The following is a 21,459-nucleotide window of genomic DNA, read 5'->3' on the forward strand; positions in this document are numbered from 1 at the left end:
TGCCGGTCGGCTCGCACCACCGTGTCAAAATTCGCCGCAAATTGTCCAGGGCCGAAACCCAAGATCCATAGACTGGTCGCCATGGCTGACGAGCGCGTCGCGCGATGGAACGGGGTCACCCGGCGATCGATGTTCAAGGACCACATCGACCAGCTGAGGGACCGCCTGGCCGACGCTGCCCGGGACGGCGACTGGCGAACGGTCTTCGAGATCCTTGACAAGGACGACGAGTGGACCAACTCGGCTCGGCTGGAAGGCGGTAGCGGCTACGCCCCACTCCATCAGGCAGCGTGGCACGGCGTTCCCGTCGCCACGGTCGAGCGCCTTTTGTCGTACGGCGCGTGGCGCACCCTGAGGGCGAGCGACGGGACGCGCCCCGTCGACATCGCCGCCCGGCTCGGCCACCATCACCTTGCCGCCGTCCTGCGCCCGGAGTTCAAGCACCCCTTGCCGCAGGACGAACTCGCCCGCCTCCAGGAGAACTTCCACCGCCTGATCCGATACCGGTCGGGCGGCGAGCTCGGGGACCAGGATCTGGCCACGGAGAAGGAGCTGCGCCTCCCGGAGATCGAGGTGCTGACCGAACTCGACAACCCCGTCGGCTGGTTCCCCGTTCCGGGCATGTACGGCGGCTTCAAGTTCGAGCTGCGTGGCCGGGAGTTGATCGTGGACAGCTGGGTGCGCATCGTCGGAGGCTCCGAGCGGACGGGCCGGGTTACGGCCGAGGGGGTGTTCCTGGTTCACGAGGGCAAGCAGATCTGACAGCGGTCGAACTACTCGATCCCGAACTGCTCGACGTACTCGATGTACTCCGCCAGCCGCCCCGCCCCCGCCAGCATCGCCCGGGTACGCCCCGCCAGCGCCTCCCCGCGTGCCGCGACGGCCGCTCGCAGTGCCTCCGTGCCGCCTTCCCGGCGCAGTTCCTCCAGTACGGGGCGGATCTGGTCCAGGAGGTAGTGGCTGCGGCGGAGGGTCTGGATCAGGCGGGCGTCGCGGACGTCGTCGGGGCCGAACCGCCGGTAGCCCGTGCCCCGTTCGCGGCCCGGGGTGAGCAGGCCCGCCGCCTCCCACACCCGCAGCGCGGACGTCCGTACGCCGAGCAGCGCGGCCACCTCGCCGATCCGCAGGTCGGTCGCGGGGAGTGCCACCTTCGGGGCCCGTCGGCCGGTCAGCGCCTCCAGGGCCTCGCGCGTCGCCCGCAGGGCCGTCCGCTGCTCGTGCAGCCCGGCGTGCGCGGCGTCGACGAGCGCCAGAGCGCCCGGCAGGTCGCCGTCGTGCAGGGTGCGCATGACGGCGGTCGCCGCCGGCGGCCCGTACCCGGGATGCAGGGCCCGGTAGGTCAGCAGCGCGCGCCGGTGCACGTCCCCGAAGACGCGGTACCCCGACTCCGTCCGTGCCGCCGGGGGCAGGACGCCCGCGTCCTCGTAGTTGCGGATCTGCTGCGTCGACAGACCCGACAGCCGGGCCAGGTCGACGGGCCGCAGCCGTACCTCATGGTTCGTCACGGGTTTGAAGCTTAGAGGCAGTACGGGCCGGTGTTTCCGGCTCAAAGCCTCAATAGGAACTTCAATGAAAAACTTGAAGGCATGGATGAAGGCATGGATGCAGGCTTGATCGAAGGCACGGCTGCCCACCGAACTCCCGTGATGCACATCAAAGGCGCCCGTCTCCACAACCTGAAGAACGTCTCGCTCACGATCCCGAAGCAGAAGCTGGTCGTCGTGACCGGTCTCTCCGGCTCCGGCAAGTCCACGCTCGCTCTCGACACCCTCCACCGGGAAAGCCACCGCCAGTACATGGAGGCGTGGGGCGTGGCGACCGCCGGTGTCAGCCGGCCCTCGGTCGACTCGATCACCGGTCTGTCCCCGTCCGTCAGCATCGACCAGCGTCCGGCAGGGCGCGGCCCGCGTTCGACGGTGGGCACGGCGACCGAGGTCTTCACCTATCTGCGGCTGCTGTGGTCCCGGATCGGCGTACGCCCGTGCCCCGGCTGCGGGATGGAGATCCCGCCGTCGTACGCCCACGACCCGGAGGGCGACGAGGAGGGGGAGGCCGGGGTGGAGCCGGGAGCGGAGACGGGAGCCGCGGGCGAGGGTGCCACCTGCCCGCACTGCTCCGCCCCCGTGCCCCAACTCCTCATGGGCTCCTTCTCCTTCAACAAGCCCGCCGGTGCCTGCCCGTCCTGCACCGGACTCGGCGAGGTGATCCGGGTGGACGTACGGACCCTGGTCGACGAGGAGTTGAGCGTCGCCGCCGGTGCGGTGCGCGGCTGGCCGAGGCAGCTCGTGGAGCGCAACCTGCCTCTGCTGCGAGCCGCGGCCCGCCACTACGGCCTCACCTTCGACACGGATGCCCCGCTGGCCGAACTGGCACCATCCTCAAGGGACTTGCTTCTCCACGGAGTCGAGTCGCCCGAGTTCCGAAGGCACCTCCCCGCGCTCGGCATCGAGCCCCCGGCCACCGTCTCCGCGGGCCGTTTCGAGGGCGTCGTCACCGCGTTCATGCGGCGCTACGCCGACCGTGTCGACGACACCGCCTACCGGCAGAGGGCCGAGCGCTCGATGGTGAAGGAGACCTGCGGGGCGTGCGCGGGGACACGGCTGCGTGCCGAGAGCCGGGCCGTCACCGTGCACGGCCTCGGCATCACGGCCGCATCCCGCCTGCCGCTCGACGAACTCGCCGACTGGGTGGCGGAGTTGAGGGCGTTCTCCACCGGGGACGAGTGGCGGTTCGCCGAACCGGTCGTCGCCGACCTGGAGGAACGGGTACGCCGGCTCGTCGACACCGGGGTCGGCTACCTCACCCTCGACCAGTCGAGCACCAGCCTCTCCGCGGGTGAGTCCCAACGGCTGCGCCTGGCCGCGCTGCTCGGCTCGGGCCTCACCGGCATGCTGTACGTCCTCGACGAGCCGACCATCGGACTGCACCCCGCCGACACGGCCCGCCTCATCGACGTACTGCGCCGCCTGCGGGACCTCGGCAACACGGTCGTCGTCATCGAGCACGACCTGGACGTGCTGTGGGCCGCCGATCATGTCGTCGACATCGGCCCGGGCGCGGGCCGGGACGGCGGCCGGGTCGTCGCCCAGGGAACTCCGGAGGAGGTGGCGGCGACCGAGGGGTCCGTCACCGGGGCGTATCTGTCGGGCCGCCTCCAGCACCCGTCCCGCAAGCAACGCCCGGATACACACGCGGAGTTGGTGATTCGAGGGGCCCGCGCCCACAACCTCAGGGATGTCACCGTACGGATTCCGCTCGGGCGGCTGGTGACGGTCACCGGACCGTCGGGCTCGGGCAAGTCGACGCTGATACTCGACGTGTTGGGCAGGGTGGCCCATCAACGCCTTGATCCCACAGGGGAGTTGTCGGCCGCTGCGAAGCCCCCGGGGGAGCACGACGGTATCGACGGCTGGGAGCACCTCGACAAGGTCGTGACGATCGACCAGGAGCCGATCAGCCGCCTCCCGCGCTCGAACGCGGCGACGTACGCGGACGTCTTCACCCCGGTCAGGGAACTCTTCGCCGCGCAGGAGGCGGCGCGGTCGAGCGGGCTGACTCCGGCCGCCTTCTCCTTCAACGTGCCCGGCGGACGCTGCGAGCGGTGCGAGGGTGCCGGTGTGCTCGCCGTGCACATGCACTTCCTGCCCCCGGTGGAGGTGCGGTGCCCGGGCTGCCGGGGCCGCCGGTTCCGCGGCGAGGTGCTCGCGGTGCGCTACGACGGGTACGACATCGCCCAGGTGCTGGCCGCCACGGTGGACGAGGCGCTCACCGTCTTCCGGGACGTACGGCAGATCGCCGCCCGCCTGCAACGCCTCTCGGACGTGGGCCTCGGCTACCTCCCGCTGGGCCAGCCCGCCACCACCATCTCCGGCGGCGAGGCCCAACGCCTCAAACTGGCCAAGGAGTTGGGGCGCCGCGCGACCGGCCGCACCCTGTACCTCCTCGACGAACCGACCACAGGCCTGCACGCCGCCGACACCGCGCGTCTCCTCGACGTACTCCAACGCCTCGTCGACGCGGGACACTCGGTGGTGACCATCGAGCACAACCTCGACGTCATGCGCGCCTCCGACTGGATCGTCGACCTCGGCCCGGAGGGCGGCGCAGGCGGAGGACGCGTGGTGGCGGAGGGGACACCGGAACAGGTCGCGGAGGCGGCGGGGGCGCTTGATGGGACCGGTTCCCGGACGGGTGGGTTTCTGCGGGAGGGCGTACGGGCGATGAGGTGATCGCCCGCGCGACCGGCACACAAGGCGTGACCGGTGGGGTGGGGCGGCCGGGGCGGTGGTCTCTGGGACAACCTCTATGAGGTCGTGGGCCGTTATCCGTACGACCTGCCGGGCTCGACCCTGGACAAGGAGGTCAAGCCCGGCGAGCTCGCGACGGTCTTCGGCGCGGGCCTCGCCTGCAACGGCAAGCGGTACATCCACGGGGTGTACGGCTCGCGCAACGCCTGTACGAACGTGACGAAGCAGACCGGTGCCCGCTACTCGTTCGTCTCGGGCGCGGACCCCGGCCAGAACTCCGTCAACAAGGCGGCGGGTCCGGCCGACGGCTTCGTCAACTACCTCGCCCGCCTCCTGGAGATCGCGAAGAAGTACGGCAAGGGCAACGCGAACCAGTCGGTCATGGAGTACGTGCGGCACAAGTCGTACGGCGGCGGACCAGGGCGAAGGCGTTCGCCCTCCGGGCCGGACAGGTCGATTCACCCGGGAAACCGGATCTTCGCAAGGTGGCTCCCGGCGGCCCTGTGATCGTCCTGTCTCTGGTTGGTGAAGACGGACGTCCGGGCTCCGCCGACGGTCACCGGATACTGCTGCCGCAGCAGGTCGACGACAAGTGGGACGTGTACTGGCGTACCCACATGCTCGACACCCGCGAGGCGCCCACGGAGTTCCGGGCACGGGACGTCGGGGGTGCCTCGTGTGCCCGGCTTGCGATGGTGACGGGTCAGCGTTGCAGCCACTCGTCCAGCAGGGCGGCCTCGGCTTTGCTGAGCGTGGGCAGTTCGGGCAGGAGGGTGCGGAAGGCCGCGACGACGGCCGCCGGGTCCTGGGCGGGGACAGCGGGCTCATCCGTGAGGATGGCGCGGGTGATCGCGTCGAAGGCGGCGTCGGACAGATGCGGGTCGCTCTGCTCCGGCAGCTGGGTCAGCAGGGTGTGGATGGTTCCGACCCCCGCCGAGCGGATGAGGTTGACGGCGCGTTCCTCGCTGACCCGTAGCCGCCCGGCCGCGGCGATCCTGTGCACGCGCTCGGCGAGGATCCGCACGCCCTTGAGCTGCGTCGGGGCGTCGCGTGCGCGGACCGGGTCGAGCAACAGGCCGTAGACGTACGGGTTGGCCAGGCCGAAGCTGATCTGTGTGTTCCATCCGGCACGGAGGTCCTCCACCGGGTCGTCCGAGGGCGCGGTGGTCTGCTTGCTCGCCACGTGTTCGGCGAAGACATGCTCCGCGGCGGCGTTCAGCAGCTCGTCCTTGTCCTGGAAGAGACGGTAGAGGGCAGGAGGCTGCAGCCCGGCCTCGTGGGCCACGCGGCGCGTGGTCACCGCGGCCGGCCCCTGGTCACGCAGCAGGTCGGCCGCAGCCTTCACGATGCGGTCCCGGGTGATGTCTCGCCGCTGCGTGGTCGGTGCCATGGGGTCGATGGTATCGCCCGTGACCGACAGGAACTGTTACCGCTGATATCGGCAACGCTACCGCTGTCGAACTGCGCAAAGACGCTGGCATCGTCCGCCGGTCTCCAGCTGGGCGCGTACGGTTGCATGCGCTGGAAGTATCAGTGATACCGTTATTTTCGTTCCACTGGAAACAACATCCTGGAGCCACCATGCTGATCGTCACAGGAGCCACCGGCCACCTCGGGTCACTGATCGTCAACCGTCTGCTGGAGCGGATACCGGCCGACAGGATCGGCGTCAGCGTGCGCGACGTGAGCAAGGCCGCCGGCCTCGCCGAGCGCGGTGTCCGGGTCCGCGCGGGAGACTTCACCGAACCGGACAGTCTGAAGCACGCCTTCGAAGGTGCCGAGCGCGTCCTGGTCGTCTCAGCGGCGATTCGGGGCGGCGGCGCGTTGACCGCCAACAGCGCCGCCATCGACGCGGCACGGGAGGCGGGCGCCCAACGCATCCTGTACACCAGCCACCAGGCGGCCTCTCCCGTGTCGCTCTTCCCGCCGCAACAGGTCCATGCGGCTACCGAGGAGCACCTCAAGCGCCAGGGAGTCCCCTACACCGCTCTTCGCAACGGGTTCTACGCCTCCGCCCTGGGCTACTACATCGGATCGGCGCTGAAGACCGGCACGCTCGCCGTGCCGCAGGACGGCCCGGTGTCCTGGACGGCCCACGAGGACGTGGCGGAAGCCGCGGCCCTCTCCCTGGCCGAGAACGGCGGGCTCGAAGGGGTCACGCCACCGCTGACAGCTCCCCGGGCGCTCGACTTCGCCGACGTCGCCGACGTCCTCGGCCGCATCACCGGCCGGACCGTCACCCGAGTCGTCATGGACGACGACGAGTGGGTATCCGCAGCAGTCGCCGGTGGGATGCCGCGACCGGCCGCGGAGTTCTCCCTGACGATGTTCGCGGCGTCGCGCAACGGCGAGTTCAACGTCACCGACCCGACACTGGAAGCCACCATCGGTCACCCCGCCAAGACCGTCCACGAGGTCTTGGAGACCGTCTTGCGCTCCCGCTGAACCGACCGGCCGGACCCTGGTCACCACCGTGTACTTCCCGGAGCGGAACTGCTCGCCGGCCGACAGCAGTTGACGGCGATGGTGACGGCGACGGCGCAGGTGACGGTTCATCGTGCCTGTTGACCATCGGGCAGGGCCGGCATGCCTCGTCGCGCATACCCTTCGGCTTCGGCCGACCGGAGAGCTGACCGTCGAGGATCTGCGCCTGCTGATGCCTCCGTCCACGCGGAGCGGGCGTTCAGCCCGTCCTGCGGGCCACGCCGCCGTAGATGCAGATCTCCCCGGACCGCTCCGGCGGCGGGGCGTCCGGGCGCCAGAACGGGACCTGGGTCAGGCCCGGTTCGAGCAGTTCGAAGCCGTCGAAGAACCGCTCCACCTCGGCGCGGGGGCGCAGGTTCAGGCTGGCGGTCGCCTTCCTGCTGTACTCGGCCTGGGCGTCGGCGCGGTCCGCGAAGTCGCTCGTGGCGTGCGAGAGGACCAGGAAGCTTCCGGTCGGCAGCGCGTCGCGCAGGGTGGCGACGATCTCCCCGGGCTTCTCCGCGTCGGCCAGGAAGTGGACGACGGCGACCAGGAGCAGGGCGACCGGCTCGTCGAAGTCGATGACCCGGCGGACGTCGGGGTGGTCCAGGACGGCCCGCGGGTCGCGCAGGTCGGCGAGCACGGTGCTGGTCCCGCCGCCGGTCCGGCTCAGCAGCGCGTCGGCGTGCGCCTTCACGATCGGGTCGTTGTCGACGTACGCGACCCGCACCTCGGGGACCAGTTCCTGGGCGACCTCGTGCACATTGGGTGAGGTGGGCAGCCCGGTGCCGATGTCGAGGATCTGCCGTACTCCGTCGCCGACCACGTGCCGCACCGCGCGCCGCATGAAGGCACGGTTGGCCCGCAGGCCGATCCGCACCTCGGGCGCCGCCGCGGCGAGCGCGTCGCCGGCCTGCTGGTCCACCTCGTAGTTGTCCTTGCCGCCCAGCAGGTAGTCGTAGATCCGGGCAGGGTGCGGCCTACTGGTGTCGATGCCCGCGATATGGACCTGGTCCTGCGTCACCCGGCATTCCTCGCATTCCTCCTGGCGGTCAACTGCCGTTCCAGTGAGACTAGTTCACCACATGCGCACCGGTCGGGGCACTGTCCGGCGGGTGCGGCCCGGTCGGGGGCGAGGCGGAGTTCGCGTACGGGCACGCGCCAACGTATTCGATCGCCGTCGGCACCCGGACTGCTCGCACCCGCACCGCTCGCGCCCGGTCTGTTCGGGCGCCGCCGCACCAGCCTCCGCCCCCATGCCTGGCCGGGCGCCTCGACGCGGCGATAGGTCAGCAAGCACAAGGGCAACAGCACCGCGAAGAAGGACACTTCGAGTACGGGGCTGTCCTGCCGCCACCGGCCGATCGTGCCGTCGCTCGCCGTCAGCAGCACGGGATGCAGCAGGTAGACCGAGTAGCTGATCGTGCCCAGGGCGATGAGCGCGCGCGGCACCCGGCGGTCGCGCAGCGCGAGTCCGGTGCCGAAGGTGAGTACGGCCAGCAGGAACGCCGTGATCCAGGCACGGCGTGTGAAGTGGTCCCCGTCGCCGTAGCCGTAGGCGCTCCCCACGGCACAGGTGACGACCACGGCGGCTGTGCAGGCCGCGTACCGTCGGCCGCTCCGGCCGTGCTCGGCCCGGTGGACGACCGTGCCGAGGAACATCACGGCGAGGATCACCAGGCCCTCCCACACCGGAACCGTGCCGTTGAAGAGGACCAGCACGAGGGCCAGCGCCCCGGCCACCGCACCCCCGAACACGCGGATGCGGGGCGATCCGGCGCTCGTGCAGCAGACGGCGGTCGTCAGGGCGACCGCGGTGAGCGCGACCAGCCTGCCGGTGCCGACCGCCTCGGAGAGGGCGGAGGGCGGGAGCGTGACCCCGGCCGCCACGCTCACGGCGGCGAGCACGGCCAGGGTGACGGCGACCGGCGCCGCGCGTTCGTGCCGGCGGATCGTGAAGAGGGCGACGACGAGGAGGTAGAACGCCATCTCGTAGGAGAGCGTCCACAGGACGAGGAGGATGCTGGGGGTGCCCAACAGCTCCTGGAACAGGGTGAGATGGGCGACGGCTGTGGTGACGGTGCCGAGGTCGGCGCGTGGCTCCGCGACGCCCAGCAGGCCGAGGGCGAGGATCGCGGCGACGGCGGCCACGCACAGGGGGTAGATGCGGAAGACCCGCCCGATCCAGAACGTCCGTACGCAGCCCCGGCGTTCCAGCGACGCCGGGATGATGTAGCCGCTCACCAGGAAGAACACCATGATGCCGAACCGGCTGGTGTTGAACTCCGGCATCAGCTCCCGCCGGAACTCCGGGAGGAAGGAGTACGAGGAGTGGTCGAACACGACGACGAGGGCGGCGATACCCCGCAACGCGTCCAGCCAACCCAGGCGACCTGTGCGCTCCGTCGAGAGGTGCGGCGGGCCGTCGGTCATGGGCCGGCCTTCACGGGGACGCAGGGCTCGACCTCGCCCTTGCCCGTGTAGGCGTTGACCCGGTGCGGCTGGGTGTGGCCGCTGAGGTTCTCGAACACCAGCACGTTGCCCGGGCCCAGGGTGATCTTCCGGTTCAGCTGAAGGGCGACGACAGGTACACGTTTGCCCTGCTTGTCGGTCGCCCAGACCACGACGTCGTGGTCGCAGACATAGCCGGGGGCGAGCACGTTCACCATCACCTGGATGTCCTTCGGGCGCAGCTTCTCCGCGAGGTCGTACTGGGCCTCGATACCGATCAGCTGGTCCTTGATGGTGAGCGTGACACTGCCGTCACTGTTGCTCTCCACCGCGTACGCCACCGAGTCGGCCGGCGTACCGGGTACGACCACCGCGGCGAGCCCAGCCACCGCACAGGTCGCTGCGGCGAGGGCGATCCGGCGGGGGGTGAGCAGACGTCGTACGGAAGGGCTTGCTCCACGCCCGCCCGTGCCGACCTCTGTCGACAGGTCCTCGCGCAGCTCCATCTCCCGCTTCAGCTCCGCCAGGAGCCGGTCCTCGAACGTCGTCGTCCTCGTGCTCATGCCTCGCCCCTCCTGACGTACAGAAGTGATGTGTCCGGCGGTGTCCCCACAGCCTTGGGAGCCGCCCCGGGGTTGGCCCCGGAGTCGGCCTCGCCGCGCAGTGCCTTTCGGGCCCGGTGGAGTCGGACCCGGGCCGTGACCTGGCGGATGCCCAGTGCGGTTGCCGCCTCCGGGATCGTGAGCTGGTCGACCACGATCAGCTCCAGGACGGCCCGCTCGCCCTCGGGGAGCCGTTCGAGGGCGGCCAGGGCGCGCCGCCCGGGGCTCTCCGCGTCGAGCTTGTCCTCGATGCGGACTATGTCGTCGGGCTCCAGCAGCCGGCGCCCGGAGAAGCGCCGGTCACGCTCGGCCTCGCGGGCGATCCGGCGGCGCTCCGACGACACGACGTTGCGTGCGATGCCGTACAGCCAGGCCGTCTCGCTGCCCAGGCGCGGGCGGTAGGTGTGGGCCGAGTCGAGAACGGCGAGGAAGATCTCGGCCGTCAGGTCGGCCGCCGTGTGGGGGTCGTCGACGCGCCGGGCCACGAAGCGCACCACCGCGTCCACGTGCCGCCGGTAGAACGCCTCGAACAGCTCCGGGTCCCGCACGGCATCGGCGGGTCCACCCCGTAACCTCTCCGGCTCCGCACCGTCCACTGGCGTCTCCTTCGCGTCCCGCTCGTAGCGTCACTCGCCCTTCACCCGTTCTTGGGCCGGGACACGAAAAGCGTTACGAGGGAGACGGCCCGATCCGGATTCCGCTTTGCCGGCGCCGGGCGTCCCGCCGGGGTCGATTGAGTGTTCGAAGTAGCCCGAATCGCCGGTGTCGCACTTCGGCCGATTCATGTCTGTTAATGCTGTGTATTGGCGGATTTTCAAGTGCTCCTGGTCACTATTGGTTGATGGCCCAATGACAATGGGCATCCCGATCACCATGACCACGCAGACGCGCACGCCCCATCCAGTCCTTGATCAAGCCGCCATCACCAGCCTCCTCTTCAGTGATGGCGCGGACGGGAACGAGCTCCACGGCCGCTGGCGCAAAGCGGTCTCGGACGAGCTGTTCCGGTATCGGCCCGGACTCGGGACCCAGCAACGATGGCGGCTCGCCTACAAACGGCTGAGAGCCCTGAACGAACAGGTTCCGTCACCCGAGCACTTCGCCGACGACCCGCGCGGACTCGCGGCGTTGCACGAGTGGACCTGCCCCGTGGACGGCCCCACGGTCACCGTGGCCGGTATCCACTACAACCTCTTTCTCGGCAGCGTCGTCGACGACCAGGTCTCCCCGCCACGCGACCTGACGGACTTCACCACCATGTCCCGCATAGGGACCTTCCTGTGCACCGAGCGCGCGCACGGGAACGACGTACCGGCGCTGGAGACCGTCGCCCGGTACGACCGGGAGCGCGACGAGTTCGTCCTGCACACCCCGCACCCCGGGGCGCAGAAGTACATGCCCAACACCAGCTCCGCGGGCGGTCCCAAGACCGCGGTGGTCGCCGCCCGGCTGATCGTCGACGACAAGTACCTGGGCGCCTTCCTCTTCCTCACCCCGCTCAGCGACGAGTACGGCACCCTGCCCGGCATCACCGTCACCCTGCTGCCGGAGCGCGTCGGCGCGTCGGTGGACCACTGCGCCACGAACTTCGACAACGTACGGCTGCCCCGCACCGCGCTCATCCAGGGCGCCCACGGCCAACTCCTGCCCGACGGAAGCCTCGTCAGCTCCGTCGGCAGTCCACGCAAGCGGTTCATCCAGGCCATCAGCCGCGTCACGGCGGGCAAACTGTGCATGAGTGCCAGCGGGCTCGGGGTGGCCCGTACGGCACTCGCGATCGCCGTGCGGTACTCGTACACCCGGCACATATCCGGGCCGGTCGCCGGACAGCGCGTCCCGCTCGCCGCCCACCGCACCCACCACACCCGCCTCCTCGACCACACCGCCACCGCCTACGCCATGACCTTCCTGCACCGGGCGGCCACCGAACGCTGGGTCACCCGCACGCCCGAGGACAGCGCGGACGCCGAGCGGCTGGTCGCCGTCACCAAGGGGTGGGTCACCTGGCGGGCCCGCGAGATCGCGACCGAGAGCCGGGAGCGGTGCGGCGCCCGGGGGCTGTTCCCCGTGAACGGGATCGCCGCCATGGCCGGCGACATGGACGGCGCGATCACCGCCGAGGGTGACAACGTGGCGATCTGGTGCAAGGCCGGCGCCGAGATGATCTTCGGGCACGAACTGGCGCCGGAGCCCGTCCGGCCCACCGGCGACGAGCCGTTGACCGATCCGGGGCTGCTGCGCCGCGCCCTCACCACCGCCGAGCGCTACTGGCACCTCGCCGCCCGTCGCGATCTGCGGCGCGACAACGACGGCGGAGACGCCCTCGGCCGCTGGAACAACGCGTCCGACGCCGCCCTCAACCTCGTCGAGGCGTACACGGTGGGCCAGGCCGCCGACGCCTTACTCGCAGCCTGTGCCCGAGTGTCCGACCCGATCACGCACGCCGTCCTGGAGGACCTGAGCGCCCTGTTCCTCCTCCGCCAGGTCAGCGCCCGCAGTGGTCTGCTGCTCGCCGAACAGGCCCTCACCGTCGACCAGGTGCGCGCCCTGCCGGAGACCCTGCACACCCTCACGACCCGGCTCGCCCCGCACCTCGACACCCTGACGCGGGCCTTCGACGTGCCGGAGGAGCACCTGTCGGCGCTGCCGCTGCTGAACGGCGCCTGACCTGCACGAACGTCCGACCGTCCGACCCGCCGAACCCGTCTGTTCCTGGGCTGCGACGGGACAGTCCTTGGCCTAAAAATGACGTGCACATGACGTTCAGATGAGATAGTCGATCATGCGCCGGGCGTGTAGGGGATGTACGCCCGGCCGATCCGCGAAGCGTCCGGCACCGGTCAGTCGGCCCGCCGCAGGACCCGGTACAACCCCGCGCTCACCACGAACCCCACCAGGCACGTGATGTCGCCGAAGGACGGCCACTGTTCCGGCACCCACCCCACGTACTCCTCCTGGTTCGAGAAGAGCGGCACCGACACCGCGATGCCCGCCAACAAGGCGGCGACACCGGGCCAGTTGGTGAAGCCCCGGTCGGACAGCCGCGCGCTCAGCACCTCCACCGGCGTCCGCGCCTGGAGCCACCGCTCCACCAGCACCACCCCGAGCCACGGCCCCACCCAGTACGCGATCACCAGCAGGAACGCCTCGTACGCGTGCCCCGCGTCCGCAAGTGACGACCAGGCCGCCGCCGTACCCGCGAGTCCGCACAGCACCACGATCGCGCCGCGCCCCAGCCACACGGGCAGCCGGAATCCCAGGGACGTGACCGACATCGCGGAGGAGTAGACGTTCAGGGCGTTCGCCGAGACCGCGCCCAGGATGATGGCCAGGAGCACCAAGTCGCTCAGCCAGCCCGGGAGATGGCCGGTGAAGGCCGCCGTCGGGGTCGCGCCCTCGGGAGCGACGATCGTCGCCGAGGCCGCGCCGATGAGCGCCACGACGGAGACGGACACGAACAGGCCGACGGCCGGGTGGAGCGCGGTGCGGAGGCGGTCGGCCGTACGGGGAAGGTAGCGGGAGTAGTCCGAGGCGGCCGGGTTCCAGCCAGCCGTGTAACCCCAGGCCGCGCTGAAGGCGAGCAGGAAGCCGCCGATGCCGCCGCCGGAGCCGGGCGCGCCCAGGTCCGCCTCCTTGAACGTCCAGACACCGGCCAGCAGGAACACGACCGCCAGCGCAGGGAACGCGTACTTCTCGAAGGCGTGCACGAAGTTGTGGCCGATGAACCCGATCACGATCTCCGCCGCCACCACGAGCAGCAGGGAGGGGAGCGGACGCAGGCCGGTCAGCGTGTTGAGGGCGAAAGCGGCGCTCACACTGTTGACCGCGAACCAGCCGACGCCCGAGACGAGGGCGTTCACACCGGCGGGCAGCAGATTCCCCCGGAACCCGAAGGAGAACCGCCCGACCGCCATCTGCGGTACGCCGAACCGGGGGCCGTCGAGGGAGAGGATCCCGTGCGTCAGCGAACCGAGCGCGATGCCCAGCAGCAAGGCCGCGGACGCCTGCCAGAAGTCCAGGCCGAAGAAGAGGACCGAGATCACGCCGATGTAGACGGTCGCGAACTCGATGTTCGGGGAGGCCCAGGTCCACAGCAACTGGAGCGGGCCGCCGTGCCGTTCGGCGTCCGGAATGGGTTCCGCGCCCGCCGTCTCCACGGCGATGACCTTGTCGCCGTACTCGGGGGCCGGGGTCACGGGTGTACTGGCTGGAGCAGTCGTCATGCGAGGTAAGTGTCCGGTCCGCACCAGCCCCGGCCCAGGGGCGCATTGTCCGCTTCGGGAGGCTCGCCGACGTACAGCTTGTACTACTTGCCGTACTTCTTGCCCCGGTCCCGGTGCTACTCCTTGGGCTCCTCGCCGCTCTCCCGGCGCTTCAGCTCCTCCTCGCGGCGGCGCAGATCGGCCTCCCAGTCCCGCAGGTGGGCGTCGTCGTCCTTGACCTCGTCTTCGCCCTTCCCGGCCTTCTCGTCCTTGAGGGACTTCAGGAACTCCGGGTTGTCGTCCGGGGCGACCCACCGGCCGCCCGAGGCGCCCAGGCGCTCGGCGGTGGCACGGTCACGGCCGATGATCAGCCAGGAGATGGAGCCGACCAGCGGGAACAGCAGGATCAGGATGGCCCAGACGGGCTTGGGCATGAAGCGGACGTCCTTCTCCTGCGTGGTGACGCAGTCGATGAACGCGTAGATGCTCAGCGCGAGCGGCACCAGGATCAACAGCACCCGCAGCATGTATTCGAATCCCCTTGAGTCGCTGTCCGGGCGCGCTGACGGTCGCGTCCGGCCCCCGCTGACCAGTCCAGGGTAGTGGGTGACGGATACTGGAACGCATGGCTTACGACGATCTTCGCTCCCTGCTCAGGGCGCTGGAGCGCGAGGGCGACCTCAAGCGCATCAAGGCCGAGGTGGACCCGTACCTGGAGGTCGGGGAGATCGTCGACCGCGTGCAGAAGGCAGGCGGTCCCGCGCTGCTCTTCGAGAACGTGCGAGGGTCGGCGATGCCGCTGGCGATGAACGTGTTCGGCACCGACCGGCGACTGCTCAAGTCGCTGGGGCTGAAGTCGTACGCGGACATCAGCGACCGGATCGGCGGGCTGCTGAAGCCCGAACTGCCGCACGGTTTCGTGGGTGTACGGGAGGCCTTCGGCAAGCTCGGCGCGATGACGCACGTACCGCCGAAGAAGGTGAAGTCGGACAACGCGCCCGTGCAGGAGGTCGTCCTCAAGGGCGACGAGGTGGACCTCGACCGTCTCCCGGCGCTCTTCACCTGGCCGGAGGACGGCGGCTCCTTCTTCAACCTGGGGCTGACGCACACCAAGGACCCGGAGAGCGGCGTACGCAACCTGGGTCTCTACCGCCTCCAGCGGCACGACAAGCGCACGATCGGCATGCACTGGCAGATCCACAAGGACAGCCGCAACCACTACCAGGTGGCGGCGCGCAAGGGCGAGCGGCTCCCGGTCGCCATCGCGTTCGGCTGCCCGCCCGCCGTCACCTACGCGTCCACGGCACCCCTCCCCGGTGACATCGACGAATACCTGTTCGCCGGGTTCATCGCCGGCAAGCGGATCGAGATGGTCGACTGCCGGACGGTGCCGTTGCAGGTGCCGGCGCAGGCGGAGGTCGTACTGGAGGGCTGGCTGGAGCCGGGCGAGATGCTCCCCGAGGGCCCCTTCGGCGACCACACGGGCTTCTACACCCCGCAGGAGCCCTTCCCGGCGCTCACCATCGACTGCGTGACGATGCGGCGGCGCCCGCTGCTCCAGTCGATCGTCGTCGGCAGGCCGCCGACGGAGGACGGCCCGCTGGGCCGGGCCACGGAGAGGTTCTTCCTCCCCCTCCTCAAGATCATCGTTCCGGACATCGTGGACTACCACCTCCCCGAGGCGGGCGGCTTCCACAACTGCGCGATCGTCTCGATCGACAAGAAGTACCCCAAGCACGCGCAGAAGGTGATGCACGCCGTCTGGGGCGCCCACATGATGTCCCTGACCAAGCTGATCGTGGTCGTCGACTCGGACTGCGACGTCCACGACCTGCACGAGGTCGCCTGGCGCGCCCTCGGCAACACGGACTACGCCCGCGACCTGACCGTCGTCGAGGGCCCCGTCGACCATCTCGACCACGCCTCCTACCAGCAGTTCTGGGGCGGCAAGGCGGGCATCGACGCGACCCGCAAGTGGCCCGAGGAGGGGTACACACGGGACGGCGGCTGGCCGGAGATGGTCGTGTCGGACCCGGACACGGCGGCGAAGGTCGACAGACGCTGGAAGGAATACGGCCTGTGAGTTCCGCATCCGCATCCGCCGCGCTGCCCCAGCCGGGCCGCACCAAGGCGTTCCTGCGCCTGGTGATGATCGAACACTCGATCTTCGCGCTGCCCTTCGCCTACATCGCGGCGCTGACGGCGATGTTCGAGACGGACCGCAACGTCCACTGGGGGCGGCTGCTCCTGGTCACCGTCTGCATGGTCGGCCTGCGCACGTTCGCGATGGCGGTCAACCGGATCATCGACCGCGAGATCGACGCCCGTAACCCGCGCACGGCCCACCGCGAGCTGGTGACCGGCGCGATGTCCGTGAAGCACGCCTGGACCGGCGCCCTGATCGCCGTCGTCGTCTTCCTCGGCTCGGCGGCACTCCTGAACCCCCTGTGCCTGGCCCTCGCCCCCGTCGCGGTGATCCCGATGGTGGTCTACCCGTACGGCAAGCGGTTCACGAACTTCCCCCAGGCCATCCTGGGCCTCGCCCAGGCCATGGGCCCGGTCGGCGGCTGGCTGGCGATCACGGGGGAGTGGTCCTGGGACGCGGTGATCCTCGGGCTGGCGGTCGGCATCTGGATCGGCGGCTTCGACCTGATCTACGCCTGCCAGGACGTCGAGACGGACCGTGAGACCGGCGTGCTGTCGGTACCGGCCCGCTTCGGCATCCCGGCGGCGGTGTGGAGCGCCCGCGTCTGCCACGCCCTGACGACGGGCCTGCTCGTCTGGTACGCGGTCGCCACCGGCGCGGGGGCGTTCTTCTGGCTGGGGCTGGTGATCGTGGCGGGCGCCTTCGTGTACGAACACACGATCGTGCGCCCGCATGATCTGTCCCGGTTGAACAGGGCGTTCTTCTCGGTCAACGGGTTCATCGGCATCGCTCTTTTCGGGTGCGCGCTGCTCGATCTGATCGTCCGTGGACTGACGGTCTGAATTCCGGTAGGGGTGACCGCCGGTAGGCTCAGGGTGTGAACGCAGGAGAAACGCAGCGCACGCCTTGGATCGTGGGGGTGTCCGGAGCCTCAGGGACGCCGTATGCGGCTGCTGTGCTGCGCGCGCTGCTCGCGGCGGGGGAAGCCGTCGATCTCGTCGTCAGCCGGGCCTCCAGGCTCACCCTGCTCGACGAGACCGGGATCTCCTTCCGGGACGCCCACTGGCAGGACGACCTGCGGGAATGGCTGGCCCGCGGCGCCGACGGCAAGCCCGACACCTTCGACGCGGACATCAGCGGCGTACGGCACTGGAGCGCCGGGGATCTGGCGGCCGGGCCCTCCTCGGGGTCGTACGCCACCAAGGGGATGCTGATCGTGCCCGCCTCCACGGCCTGTGTGGCCGGGGTCGCGCTCGGGCTGTCGAAGGACCTGTTGCAGCGGGCGGCCAGTGTCACCCTCAAGGAACGGCGCGCACTCGTCGTCGCCGTACGGGAGTCCCCGTTGAACGGGCAGACCCTCCGTCACCTGGTGACCCTGGACGACGCCGGCGCGAGCGTCGTACCGGCCTCGCCCGCCTTCTACGCGGGTGCCACCCACATCCAGGACCTCGTCGACTTCGTCGCCGGGCGCGTGCTCGACGCGGCGGGCGTCACGCACGGGCTGTACCGCCGCTGGAAGGGCGAACTCGGCGGCGGGGCGGGGCCGGGGGCGGCCCGTACGTCCCGTACTGATAACGACTGAGCCGGCGTACGTATCAGCAACCGGCAGTACCGCTCATCACCTTCGGGAACCTCAGCAGTGCAGCAGTGCAGCAGTCTTCACCTTCAGCAGGCTTCAGAAATGTTCAGCAATCTTCAGGATTCTTCATCGGAAGGCTCGATCGCATGGACGCCGTGGACAGGCAGCTCATCCAGGCCCTGAGAGAGAACGGCCGGGCCTCCTACGCCGAGCTGGGGCGCCTCGTCGGTCTGTCGGGACCCAGTGTCACCGACCGCATCAACCGGCTGGAGGCGGCCGGTGTCATCACCGGATACCGCGCCACCGTCGACTCCGCCTCGCTCGGCCTGGGCGTCATCGCGCTCATCGGTATCTCGCTGTCCGACGCGGCCGACCACGAGGACGTGGCGCGCCGCATGCGGGACCTCAGTGAGATCGAGGACTGCTGGTTCATCGCGGGCGACGACTCGTTCATGCTCAAGGTGCGGGCGAGCGACGTCGACGGGCTGGAGAAGACCATCCGGCGGCTCAGCGGGACCGCGGGCGTCTCCAGGACCCGTACGACCATCGTGCTCTCCACGAAGTGGGAGAACAGGGTGGGTGAGCTGCCGGAGGAGCAGTAGGGGCACAGGCACGAAGCGCCTGTTGGGGACCCCTCCCGTCCGAAGGGCGGGGGAGTACGGTTGGCCGAGTTGTCGGAGAAAGGTGTGGGCATGGACGTCGGGCTCAAGCGCGAGCTGGAGGAGAAGGTCAGGGCCGGTGAGCGGCTGACCCGCGAGGACGGCATCGCGCTCTACGAGTCGGACGACCTGGCCTGGCTGGGCGGGCTGGCCCACGAGGTGCGCACCCGTAAGAACGGTGACGTCGTCCACTTCAACGTCAACCGGCACCTCAACATGACCAACGTGTGCACGGCCTCCTGCGCCTACTGCTCGTTCCAGCGCAAGCCGGGCGAGAAGGACGCGTACACGATGCGCATCGAGGAGGCGGTGAAGCTCGCCAAGGCGATGGAGGGCGAGAACCTCACCGAGCTGCACATCGTCAACGGCCTGCACCCGAGTCTCCCGTGGCGGTACTACCCGCGCTCCCTGCGGGAGTTGAAGGCGGCCCTCCCGGGCGTCTCCCTCAAGGCGTTCACGGCGACGGAGATCCACCACTTCGAGACGATCAGCGGTCTGTCGGCGTCGGAGATCCTCGACGAGCTGATCGACGCGGGTCTCGAGTCGCTGACCGGCGGCGGCGCCGAGATCTTCGACTGGGAGGTCCGCGAGCACATCGTCGACCACCGGACGCACTGGGAGGACTGGTCGCGCATCCACCGCCTCGCGCACGAGAAGGGTCTCAAGACCCCGTGCACGATGCTGTACGGCCACATCGAGGAGCCCCGGCACCGCGTCGACCACGTCCTGCGCCTGCGTGAACTCCAGGACGAGACCGGCGGTTTCCAGGTCTTCATCCCGCTGCGCTACCAGCACGACTTCGTCGACATGAAGGACGGCAAGGTCAGGAACCGCCTCCAGGCACGCACGCAGATGGCGACCGGCGCCGAGGCCCTGAAGACCTTCGCGGTCTCCCGGCTGCTGTTCGACAACGTCCCGCACGTCAAGGTCTTCTGGGTGATGCACGGCGTCCAGACCGCCCAGCTGGCCCTCCAGCACGGCGCCGACGACATGGACGGCTCGGTCGTCGAGTACAAGATCACCCACGACGCCGACAACTACGGCACCCCCAACAAGCTCACCCGCGAGGACCTGCTCGACCTGATCCGGGACGCCGGTTTCCGTCCGGTGGAGCGCAACACGCGGTACGAGATCATCCGGGAGTACGACGGCCCGGACCCGGCGCGCCGGGATTCGCCGCAGCCGATGCGGGTGTGAGGGAGCGAAGGCGCGTGAGGGTGTGAGGATGCGTGCGGGCGTGAGGGTGCGAGTTCGAACGCCGATCCGGTAATGGGTATTCTACGGCTGTGACGCTTACCTTCACCCTCGATCCCGCAGTGACCCCCGACCTCCGCGACGGGCTCCTCGACCTGTGGACGGACGTCTCCAACGCGGGCGGTGCCGTCGGCTTCGTCGCCCCCGTGGAGAGGGAGACGATCCGGCCCGAGCTGGTGAAGCACTTCGCGGCGATGGCGGGCGGCCGGACCCGGCTCCTGGTCGCCCACGACGAGGCCGGACAGGTCGCCGCGACCGCCTTCTTCACCTTCAACACCCACCGGCTGATGACCCACTGGGTGTGGCTGAACACGGTGATGGTGCACCCCCGCCACCAGGGCAGGGGCTACGGCCGCGACCTGCTGTCCGCGGCGGCCGACGCCGCCCGCACCTTCGGGGGCACGGAGGCGATCCGCCTCACCTGCCGCGGCGGCCTCGGTCTGGAGCGTTTCTACGGCTCCTGCGGCTACAAGGAGGTCGGCCGCATACCCGGCGCGATACGGGTCGCACCCGGCGACGACCGCGACGACGTCATCATGCTCCAGTCCCTGGCGTGAGCGCGTGCACCCCCGTGCAAGATCGGGACCTTGCCGTGCTTCACTGGACGGTGCCCCTTTTTGGAACCGGAAGAGTGGATTGAGATGCTCCGCTACACGCTGATGCGCCTCGGGATCTTGGTGGCCTGCCTGCTGGTCGTCTGGGGCCTCGTCCAGTCCGGTATCGCCCCGCGTGGCCTGGGCGACTCCAACGGCATGTGGATCATCCTGCTCTCCCTCGTGATCTCCGCCCCGATCAGCTTCGTGGCGCTGCGCAAGGAGCGGGACCGGGCGTCGGTGCAGATCGTCGAGAGGGTGGACCGCGTCAAGGCCAACCTGGACGCGAACCGCAGCCAGGAGGACGAGGCGGTCGACGAAGCGGCCCGCGCCCAGGCCGAGGTCGAGATTCAGGCCGAGACCAAGGCCGAGACCAAGGCCGAGGCCGAGGTCCAGTCCCAGGGGCAGCCCCAGGGCCAGCCCTCCTGACCTGACCTGATCTCACGGCCCACCGGACCACACAACTACCCTTGCCCCCATGGGTGCTGTGAAGAACAAGCGGATGCCGCGCGCCGTCCGTGAGCAGCAGATGCTGGATGCCGCCGTACGGACCTTCGGCCAGCGCGGCTACATGGCCGCGTCGATGGACGAGATCGCCGAACTCGCCGGTGTCTCCAAGCCGTTGGTCTATCTGTACCTGAACTCGAAGGAAGACCTCTTCACCGCCTGCATCCGGCGCGAGGCCGGGGCGCTCACCGAGGCGGTCCGCGCCGGCGTCGAGCGGACCCTGCCCGCCGACCGCCAGCTCTGGGACGGCCTGCGCGCGTTCTTCACGCACACCGCGCAGAACCCGGACGGCTGGTCGGTACTCCACCTCCAGGCCCGTACGCACGGCGAGCCGTTCGCGTCCGAGGTCGCCGCGATGCGTGAGGGGCTCGTCGCGTTCGTCACCCAGCTGATCGTGGTCGCCGCCCGCGAGGCCCACCGGGACCCCTCGCTGCCGGAGCGGGAGGTCGCCGGCCTCGCCGTGTCCCTCGTCGGCGCCGCCGAATCCCTCGCCGCCTGGGCCAACGCCACCCCGGGGATCAGCGCCAGACAGGCGGCGACGACCCTGATGAACTTCGCCTGGGCGGGCCTGGACAACCTGATGGCCGGGCACCCCTGGTCACCCCCGGCGGAAACGCCGGACACCGCCGACACGGAAACCTGAGCGGGCCCGGCAAAGTCCGCTGCGCCCCGACCGCGCTCCGAAGGCGCGGCAGGCCTGAAGGGGCGCGGGGAACTGCGCGACCGGTCACAACGGCGCGGCAGGTCTCAGGGGGC

The 21,459-nt window shown here is 69.9% G+C and carries 21 protein-coding genes; 13 read left to right on the forward strand and 8 right to left on the reverse strand.

Translation table 11 applies throughout. From position 1 onward, the window contains the following. The first annotated feature begins 81 nt into the window (after positions 1-81). Positions 82-762 carry an ankyrin repeat domain-containing protein gene (locus OG595_RS25205; protein WP_329275714.1) on the forward strand — a complete coding sequence of 227 codons (681 nt, stop codon included), beginning with the start codon at positions 82-84 and terminating at the stop codon, positions 760-762. A gap of 11 nt (positions 763-773) precedes the next feature. On the opposite strand, the gene OG595_RS25210 is transcribed toward OG595_RS25205, so the two are convergent. Continuing rightward, a complete protein-coding gene (locus tag OG595_RS25210) occupies positions 774-1,505 on the reverse strand; it encodes a TioE family transcriptional regulator (protein WP_329275717.1) in 732 nt (243 codons plus the stop codon). 93 nt (positions 1,506-1,598) lie between these two features. Here OG595_RS25210 and uvrA point away from each other — a divergent pair, with 93 nt between their 5' ends. Together uvrA and OG595_RS25220 are read left to right on the forward strand one after the other, a co-directional pair. Then, entirely contained in the window at positions 1,599-4,229 is a 2,631-nt protein-coding gene (gene uvrA / locus OG595_RS25215) for an excinuclease ABC subunit UvrA (RefSeq protein WP_329275719.1), read from the forward strand. Positions 4,230-4,262: 33 nt separating this feature from the next. Further along, positions 4,263-4,754, forward strand: coding sequence for a hypothetical protein (locus tag OG595_RS25220; protein WP_329275722.1), 492 nt, complete (start codon positions 4,263-4,265; stop codon positions 4,752-4,754). 196 nt (positions 4,755-4,950) lie between these two features. Here the strand turns inward: OG595_RS25220 and OG595_RS25225 are convergent, their stop codons facing one another. Beyond that, positions 4,951-5,637: a TetR/AcrR family transcriptional regulator gene (locus OG595_RS25225; protein WP_329275724.1), complete on the reverse strand. Its 687-nt coding sequence runs from the start codon at positions 5,635-5,637 to the stop codon at positions 4,951-4,953. Positions 5,638-5,828: 191 nt separating this feature from the next. Between OG595_RS25225 and OG595_RS25230 the strand changes: the two genes are divergently transcribed. After that, positions 5,829-6,692, forward strand: coding sequence for an NAD(P)H-binding protein (locus tag OG595_RS25230; RefSeq protein WP_329275726.1), 864 nt, complete (start codon positions 5,829-5,831; stop codon positions 6,690-6,692). Positions 6,693-6,930: 238 nt separating this feature from the next. Here OG595_RS25230 and OG595_RS25235 read toward each other — a convergent pair whose 3' ends face one another. From OG595_RS25235 to OG595_RS25250, 4 genes are read right to left on the reverse strand one after another with little or no spacing between them, the layout of a single operon-like run. Next, positions 6,931-7,734, reverse strand: coding sequence for an SAM-dependent methyltransferase (locus OG595_RS25235; protein WP_329275727.1), 804 nt, complete (start codon positions 7,732-7,734; stop codon positions 6,931-6,933). Then, a complete protein-coding gene (locus tag OG595_RS25240; protein ID WP_329275730.1) occupies positions 7,731-9,143 on the reverse strand; it encodes an acyltransferase family protein in 1,413 nt (470 codons plus the stop codon). Before OG595_RS25240 ends, OG595_RS25235 begins: the two co-directional genes overlap by 4 nt. Continuing rightward, positions 9,140-9,724, reverse strand: a complete 585-nt coding sequence (locus OG595_RS25245) for a hypothetical protein (RefSeq protein ID WP_329275733.1) — start codon at positions 9,722-9,724, stop codon at positions 9,140-9,142. The genes OG595_RS25240 and OG595_RS25245 overlap by 4 nt, the downstream gene beginning before the upstream one ends. Continuing rightward, entirely contained in the window at positions 9,721-10,359 is a 639-nt protein-coding gene (locus OG595_RS25250; RefSeq protein ID WP_329275735.1) for an RNA polymerase sigma factor, read from the reverse strand. Before OG595_RS25250 ends, OG595_RS25245 begins: the two co-directional genes overlap by 4 nt. Positions 10,360-10,636: 277 nt before the next feature. On the opposite strand from OG595_RS25250, the gene OG595_RS25255 reads away from it, so the two are divergent. Next, positions 10,637-12,430, forward strand: coding sequence for an acyl-CoA dehydrogenase family protein (locus OG595_RS25255; RefSeq protein WP_329275738.1), 1,794 nt, complete (start codon positions 10,637-10,639; stop codon positions 12,428-12,430). 173 nt (positions 12,431-12,603) lie between these two features. On the opposite strand, the gene OG595_RS25260 is transcribed toward OG595_RS25255, so the two are convergent. Together OG595_RS25260 and OG595_RS25265 are read right to left on the reverse strand one after the other, a co-directional pair. Then, complete coding sequence (locus OG595_RS25260) at positions 12,604-13,986, reverse strand: purine-cytosine permease family protein (RefSeq protein ID WP_329275740.1); 1,383 nt, start codon at positions 13,984-13,986, stop codon at positions 12,604-12,606. Between the two features lie 116 nt (positions 13,987-14,102). Beyond that, on the reverse strand, positions 14,103-14,492 hold the full coding sequence (locus OG595_RS25265) for a PLD nuclease N-terminal domain-containing protein (protein WP_329275743.1): 390 nt from the start codon (positions 14,490-14,492) through the stop codon (positions 14,103-14,105). A gap of 98 nt (positions 14,493-14,590) precedes the next feature. On the opposite strand from OG595_RS25265, the gene OG595_RS25270 reads away from it, so the two are divergent. The 8 genes from OG595_RS25270 to OG595_RS25305 all read left to right on the forward strand — a co-directional run bounded on the left by OG595_RS25270 (position 14,591) and on the right by OG595_RS25305 (position 21,346). Next, positions 14,591-16,048, forward strand: a complete 1,458-nt coding sequence (locus tag OG595_RS25270; RefSeq protein WP_329275745.1) for a menaquinone biosynthesis decarboxylase — start codon at positions 14,591-14,593, stop codon at positions 16,046-16,048. Beyond that, the gene (gene mqnP, locus OG595_RS25275) at positions 16,045-16,953 is read left to right on the forward strand and encodes a menaquinone biosynthesis prenyltransferase MqnP (protein WP_329275747.1); all 909 of its coding nucleotides are present in this window, start codon (positions 16,045-16,047) and stop codon (positions 16,951-16,953) included. Before OG595_RS25270 ends, mqnP begins: the two co-directional genes overlap by 4 nt. A 35-nt stretch (positions 16,954-16,988) precedes the next feature. Next, positions 16,989-17,693 (forward strand): UbiX family flavin prenyltransferase, encoded by a 705-nt coding sequence (locus OG595_RS25280; protein WP_329275749.1) that lies wholly within the window; start codon positions 16,989-16,991, stop codon positions 17,691-17,693. 143 nt (positions 17,694-17,836) lie between these two features. After that, positions 17,837-18,292, forward strand: coding sequence for an Lrp/AsnC family transcriptional regulator (locus tag OG595_RS25285; protein ID WP_329275752.1), 456 nt, complete (start codon positions 17,837-17,839; stop codon positions 18,290-18,292). A gap of 90 nt (positions 18,293-18,382) precedes the next feature. Further along, a complete protein-coding gene (gene mqnE, locus OG595_RS25290; protein ID WP_329275754.1) occupies positions 18,383-19,546 on the forward strand; it encodes an aminofutalosine synthase MqnE in 1,164 nt (387 codons plus the stop codon). A gap of 89 nt (positions 19,547-19,635) precedes the next feature. Continuing rightward, positions 19,636-20,160 (forward strand): GNAT family N-acetyltransferase, encoded by a 525-nt coding sequence (locus tag OG595_RS25295; RefSeq protein ID WP_329275757.1) that lies wholly within the window; start codon positions 19,636-19,638, stop codon positions 20,158-20,160. An 84-nt stretch (positions 20,161-20,244) separates the two neighbouring features. After that, positions 20,245-20,625 (forward strand): DUF4229 domain-containing protein, encoded by a 381-nt coding sequence (locus tag OG595_RS25300; RefSeq protein WP_329275760.1) that lies wholly within the window; start codon positions 20,245-20,247, stop codon positions 20,623-20,625. Positions 20,626-20,674: 49 nt separating this feature from the next. Next, complete coding sequence (locus OG595_RS25305) at positions 20,675-21,346, forward strand: TetR/AcrR family transcriptional regulator (RefSeq protein WP_329275763.1); 672 nt, start codon at positions 20,675-20,677, stop codon at positions 21,344-21,346. Positions 21,347-21,459: the final 113 nt, after the last annotated feature.

The sequence above is a fragment of the Streptomyces sp. NBC_01451 genome, assembly GCF_036227485.1.
Taxonomy (GTDB): Bacteria; Actinomycetota; Actinomycetes; order Streptomycetales; family Streptomycetaceae; genus Streptomyces.

What these genes read in the sequence shown, in the direction of transcription:
- OG595_RS25205 (WP_329275714.1), top strand. Translation starts at nt 82, where the DNA reads ATGGCTGACGAGCGCGTCGCGCGATGGAACGGGGTCACCCGGCGATCG.
- uvrA (WP_329275719.1), top strand. Translation starts at nt 1,599, where the DNA reads ATGGATGCAGGCTTGATCGAAGGCACGGCTGCCCACCGAACTCCCGTG.
- OG595_RS25225 (WP_329275724.1), bottom strand. Translation starts at nt 5,637, where the DNA reads ATGGCACCGACCACGCAGCGGCGAGACATCACCCGGGACCGCATCGTG.
- OG595_RS25230 (WP_329275726.1), top strand. Translation starts at nt 5,829, where the DNA reads ATGCTGATCGTCACAGGAGCCACCGGCCACCTCGGGTCACTGATCGTC.
- OG595_RS25240 (WP_329275730.1), bottom strand. Translation starts at nt 9,143, where the DNA reads ATGACCGACGGCCCGCCGCACCTCTCGACGGAGCGCACAGGTCGCCTG.
- OG595_RS25245 (WP_329275733.1), bottom strand. Translation starts at nt 9,724, where the DNA reads ATGAGCACGAGGACGACGACGTTCGAGGACCGGCTCCTGGCGGAGCTG.
- OG595_RS25255 (WP_329275738.1), top strand. Translation starts at nt 10,637, where the DNA reads ATGACCACGCAGACGCGCACGCCCCATCCAGTCCTTGATCAAGCCGCC.
- OG595_RS25260 (WP_329275740.1), bottom strand. Translation starts at nt 13,986, where the DNA reads ATGACGACTGCTCCAGCCAGTACACCCGTGACCCCGGCCCCCGAGTAC.
- OG595_RS25265 (WP_329275743.1), bottom strand. Translation starts at nt 14,492, where the DNA reads ATGCTGCGGGTGCTGTTGATCCTGGTGCCGCTCGCGCTGAGCATCTAC.
- OG595_RS25270 (WP_329275745.1), top strand. Translation starts at nt 14,591, where the DNA reads ATGGCTTACGACGATCTTCGCTCCCTGCTCAGGGCGCTGGAGCGCGAG.
- OG595_RS25285 (WP_329275752.1), top strand. Translation starts at nt 17,837, where the DNA reads ATGGACGCCGTGGACAGGCAGCTCATCCAGGCCCTGAGAGAGAACGGC.
- mqnE (WP_329275754.1), top strand. Translation starts at nt 18,383, where the DNA reads ATGGACGTCGGGCTCAAGCGCGAGCTGGAGGAGAAGGTCAGGGCCGGT.
- OG595_RS25300 (WP_329275760.1), top strand. Translation starts at nt 20,245, where the DNA reads ATGCTCCGCTACACGCTGATGCGCCTCGGGATCTTGGTGGCCTGCCTG.
- OG595_RS25305 (WP_329275763.1), top strand. Translation starts at nt 20,675, where the DNA reads ATGGGTGCTGTGAAGAACAAGCGGATGCCGCGCGCCGTCCGTGAGCAG.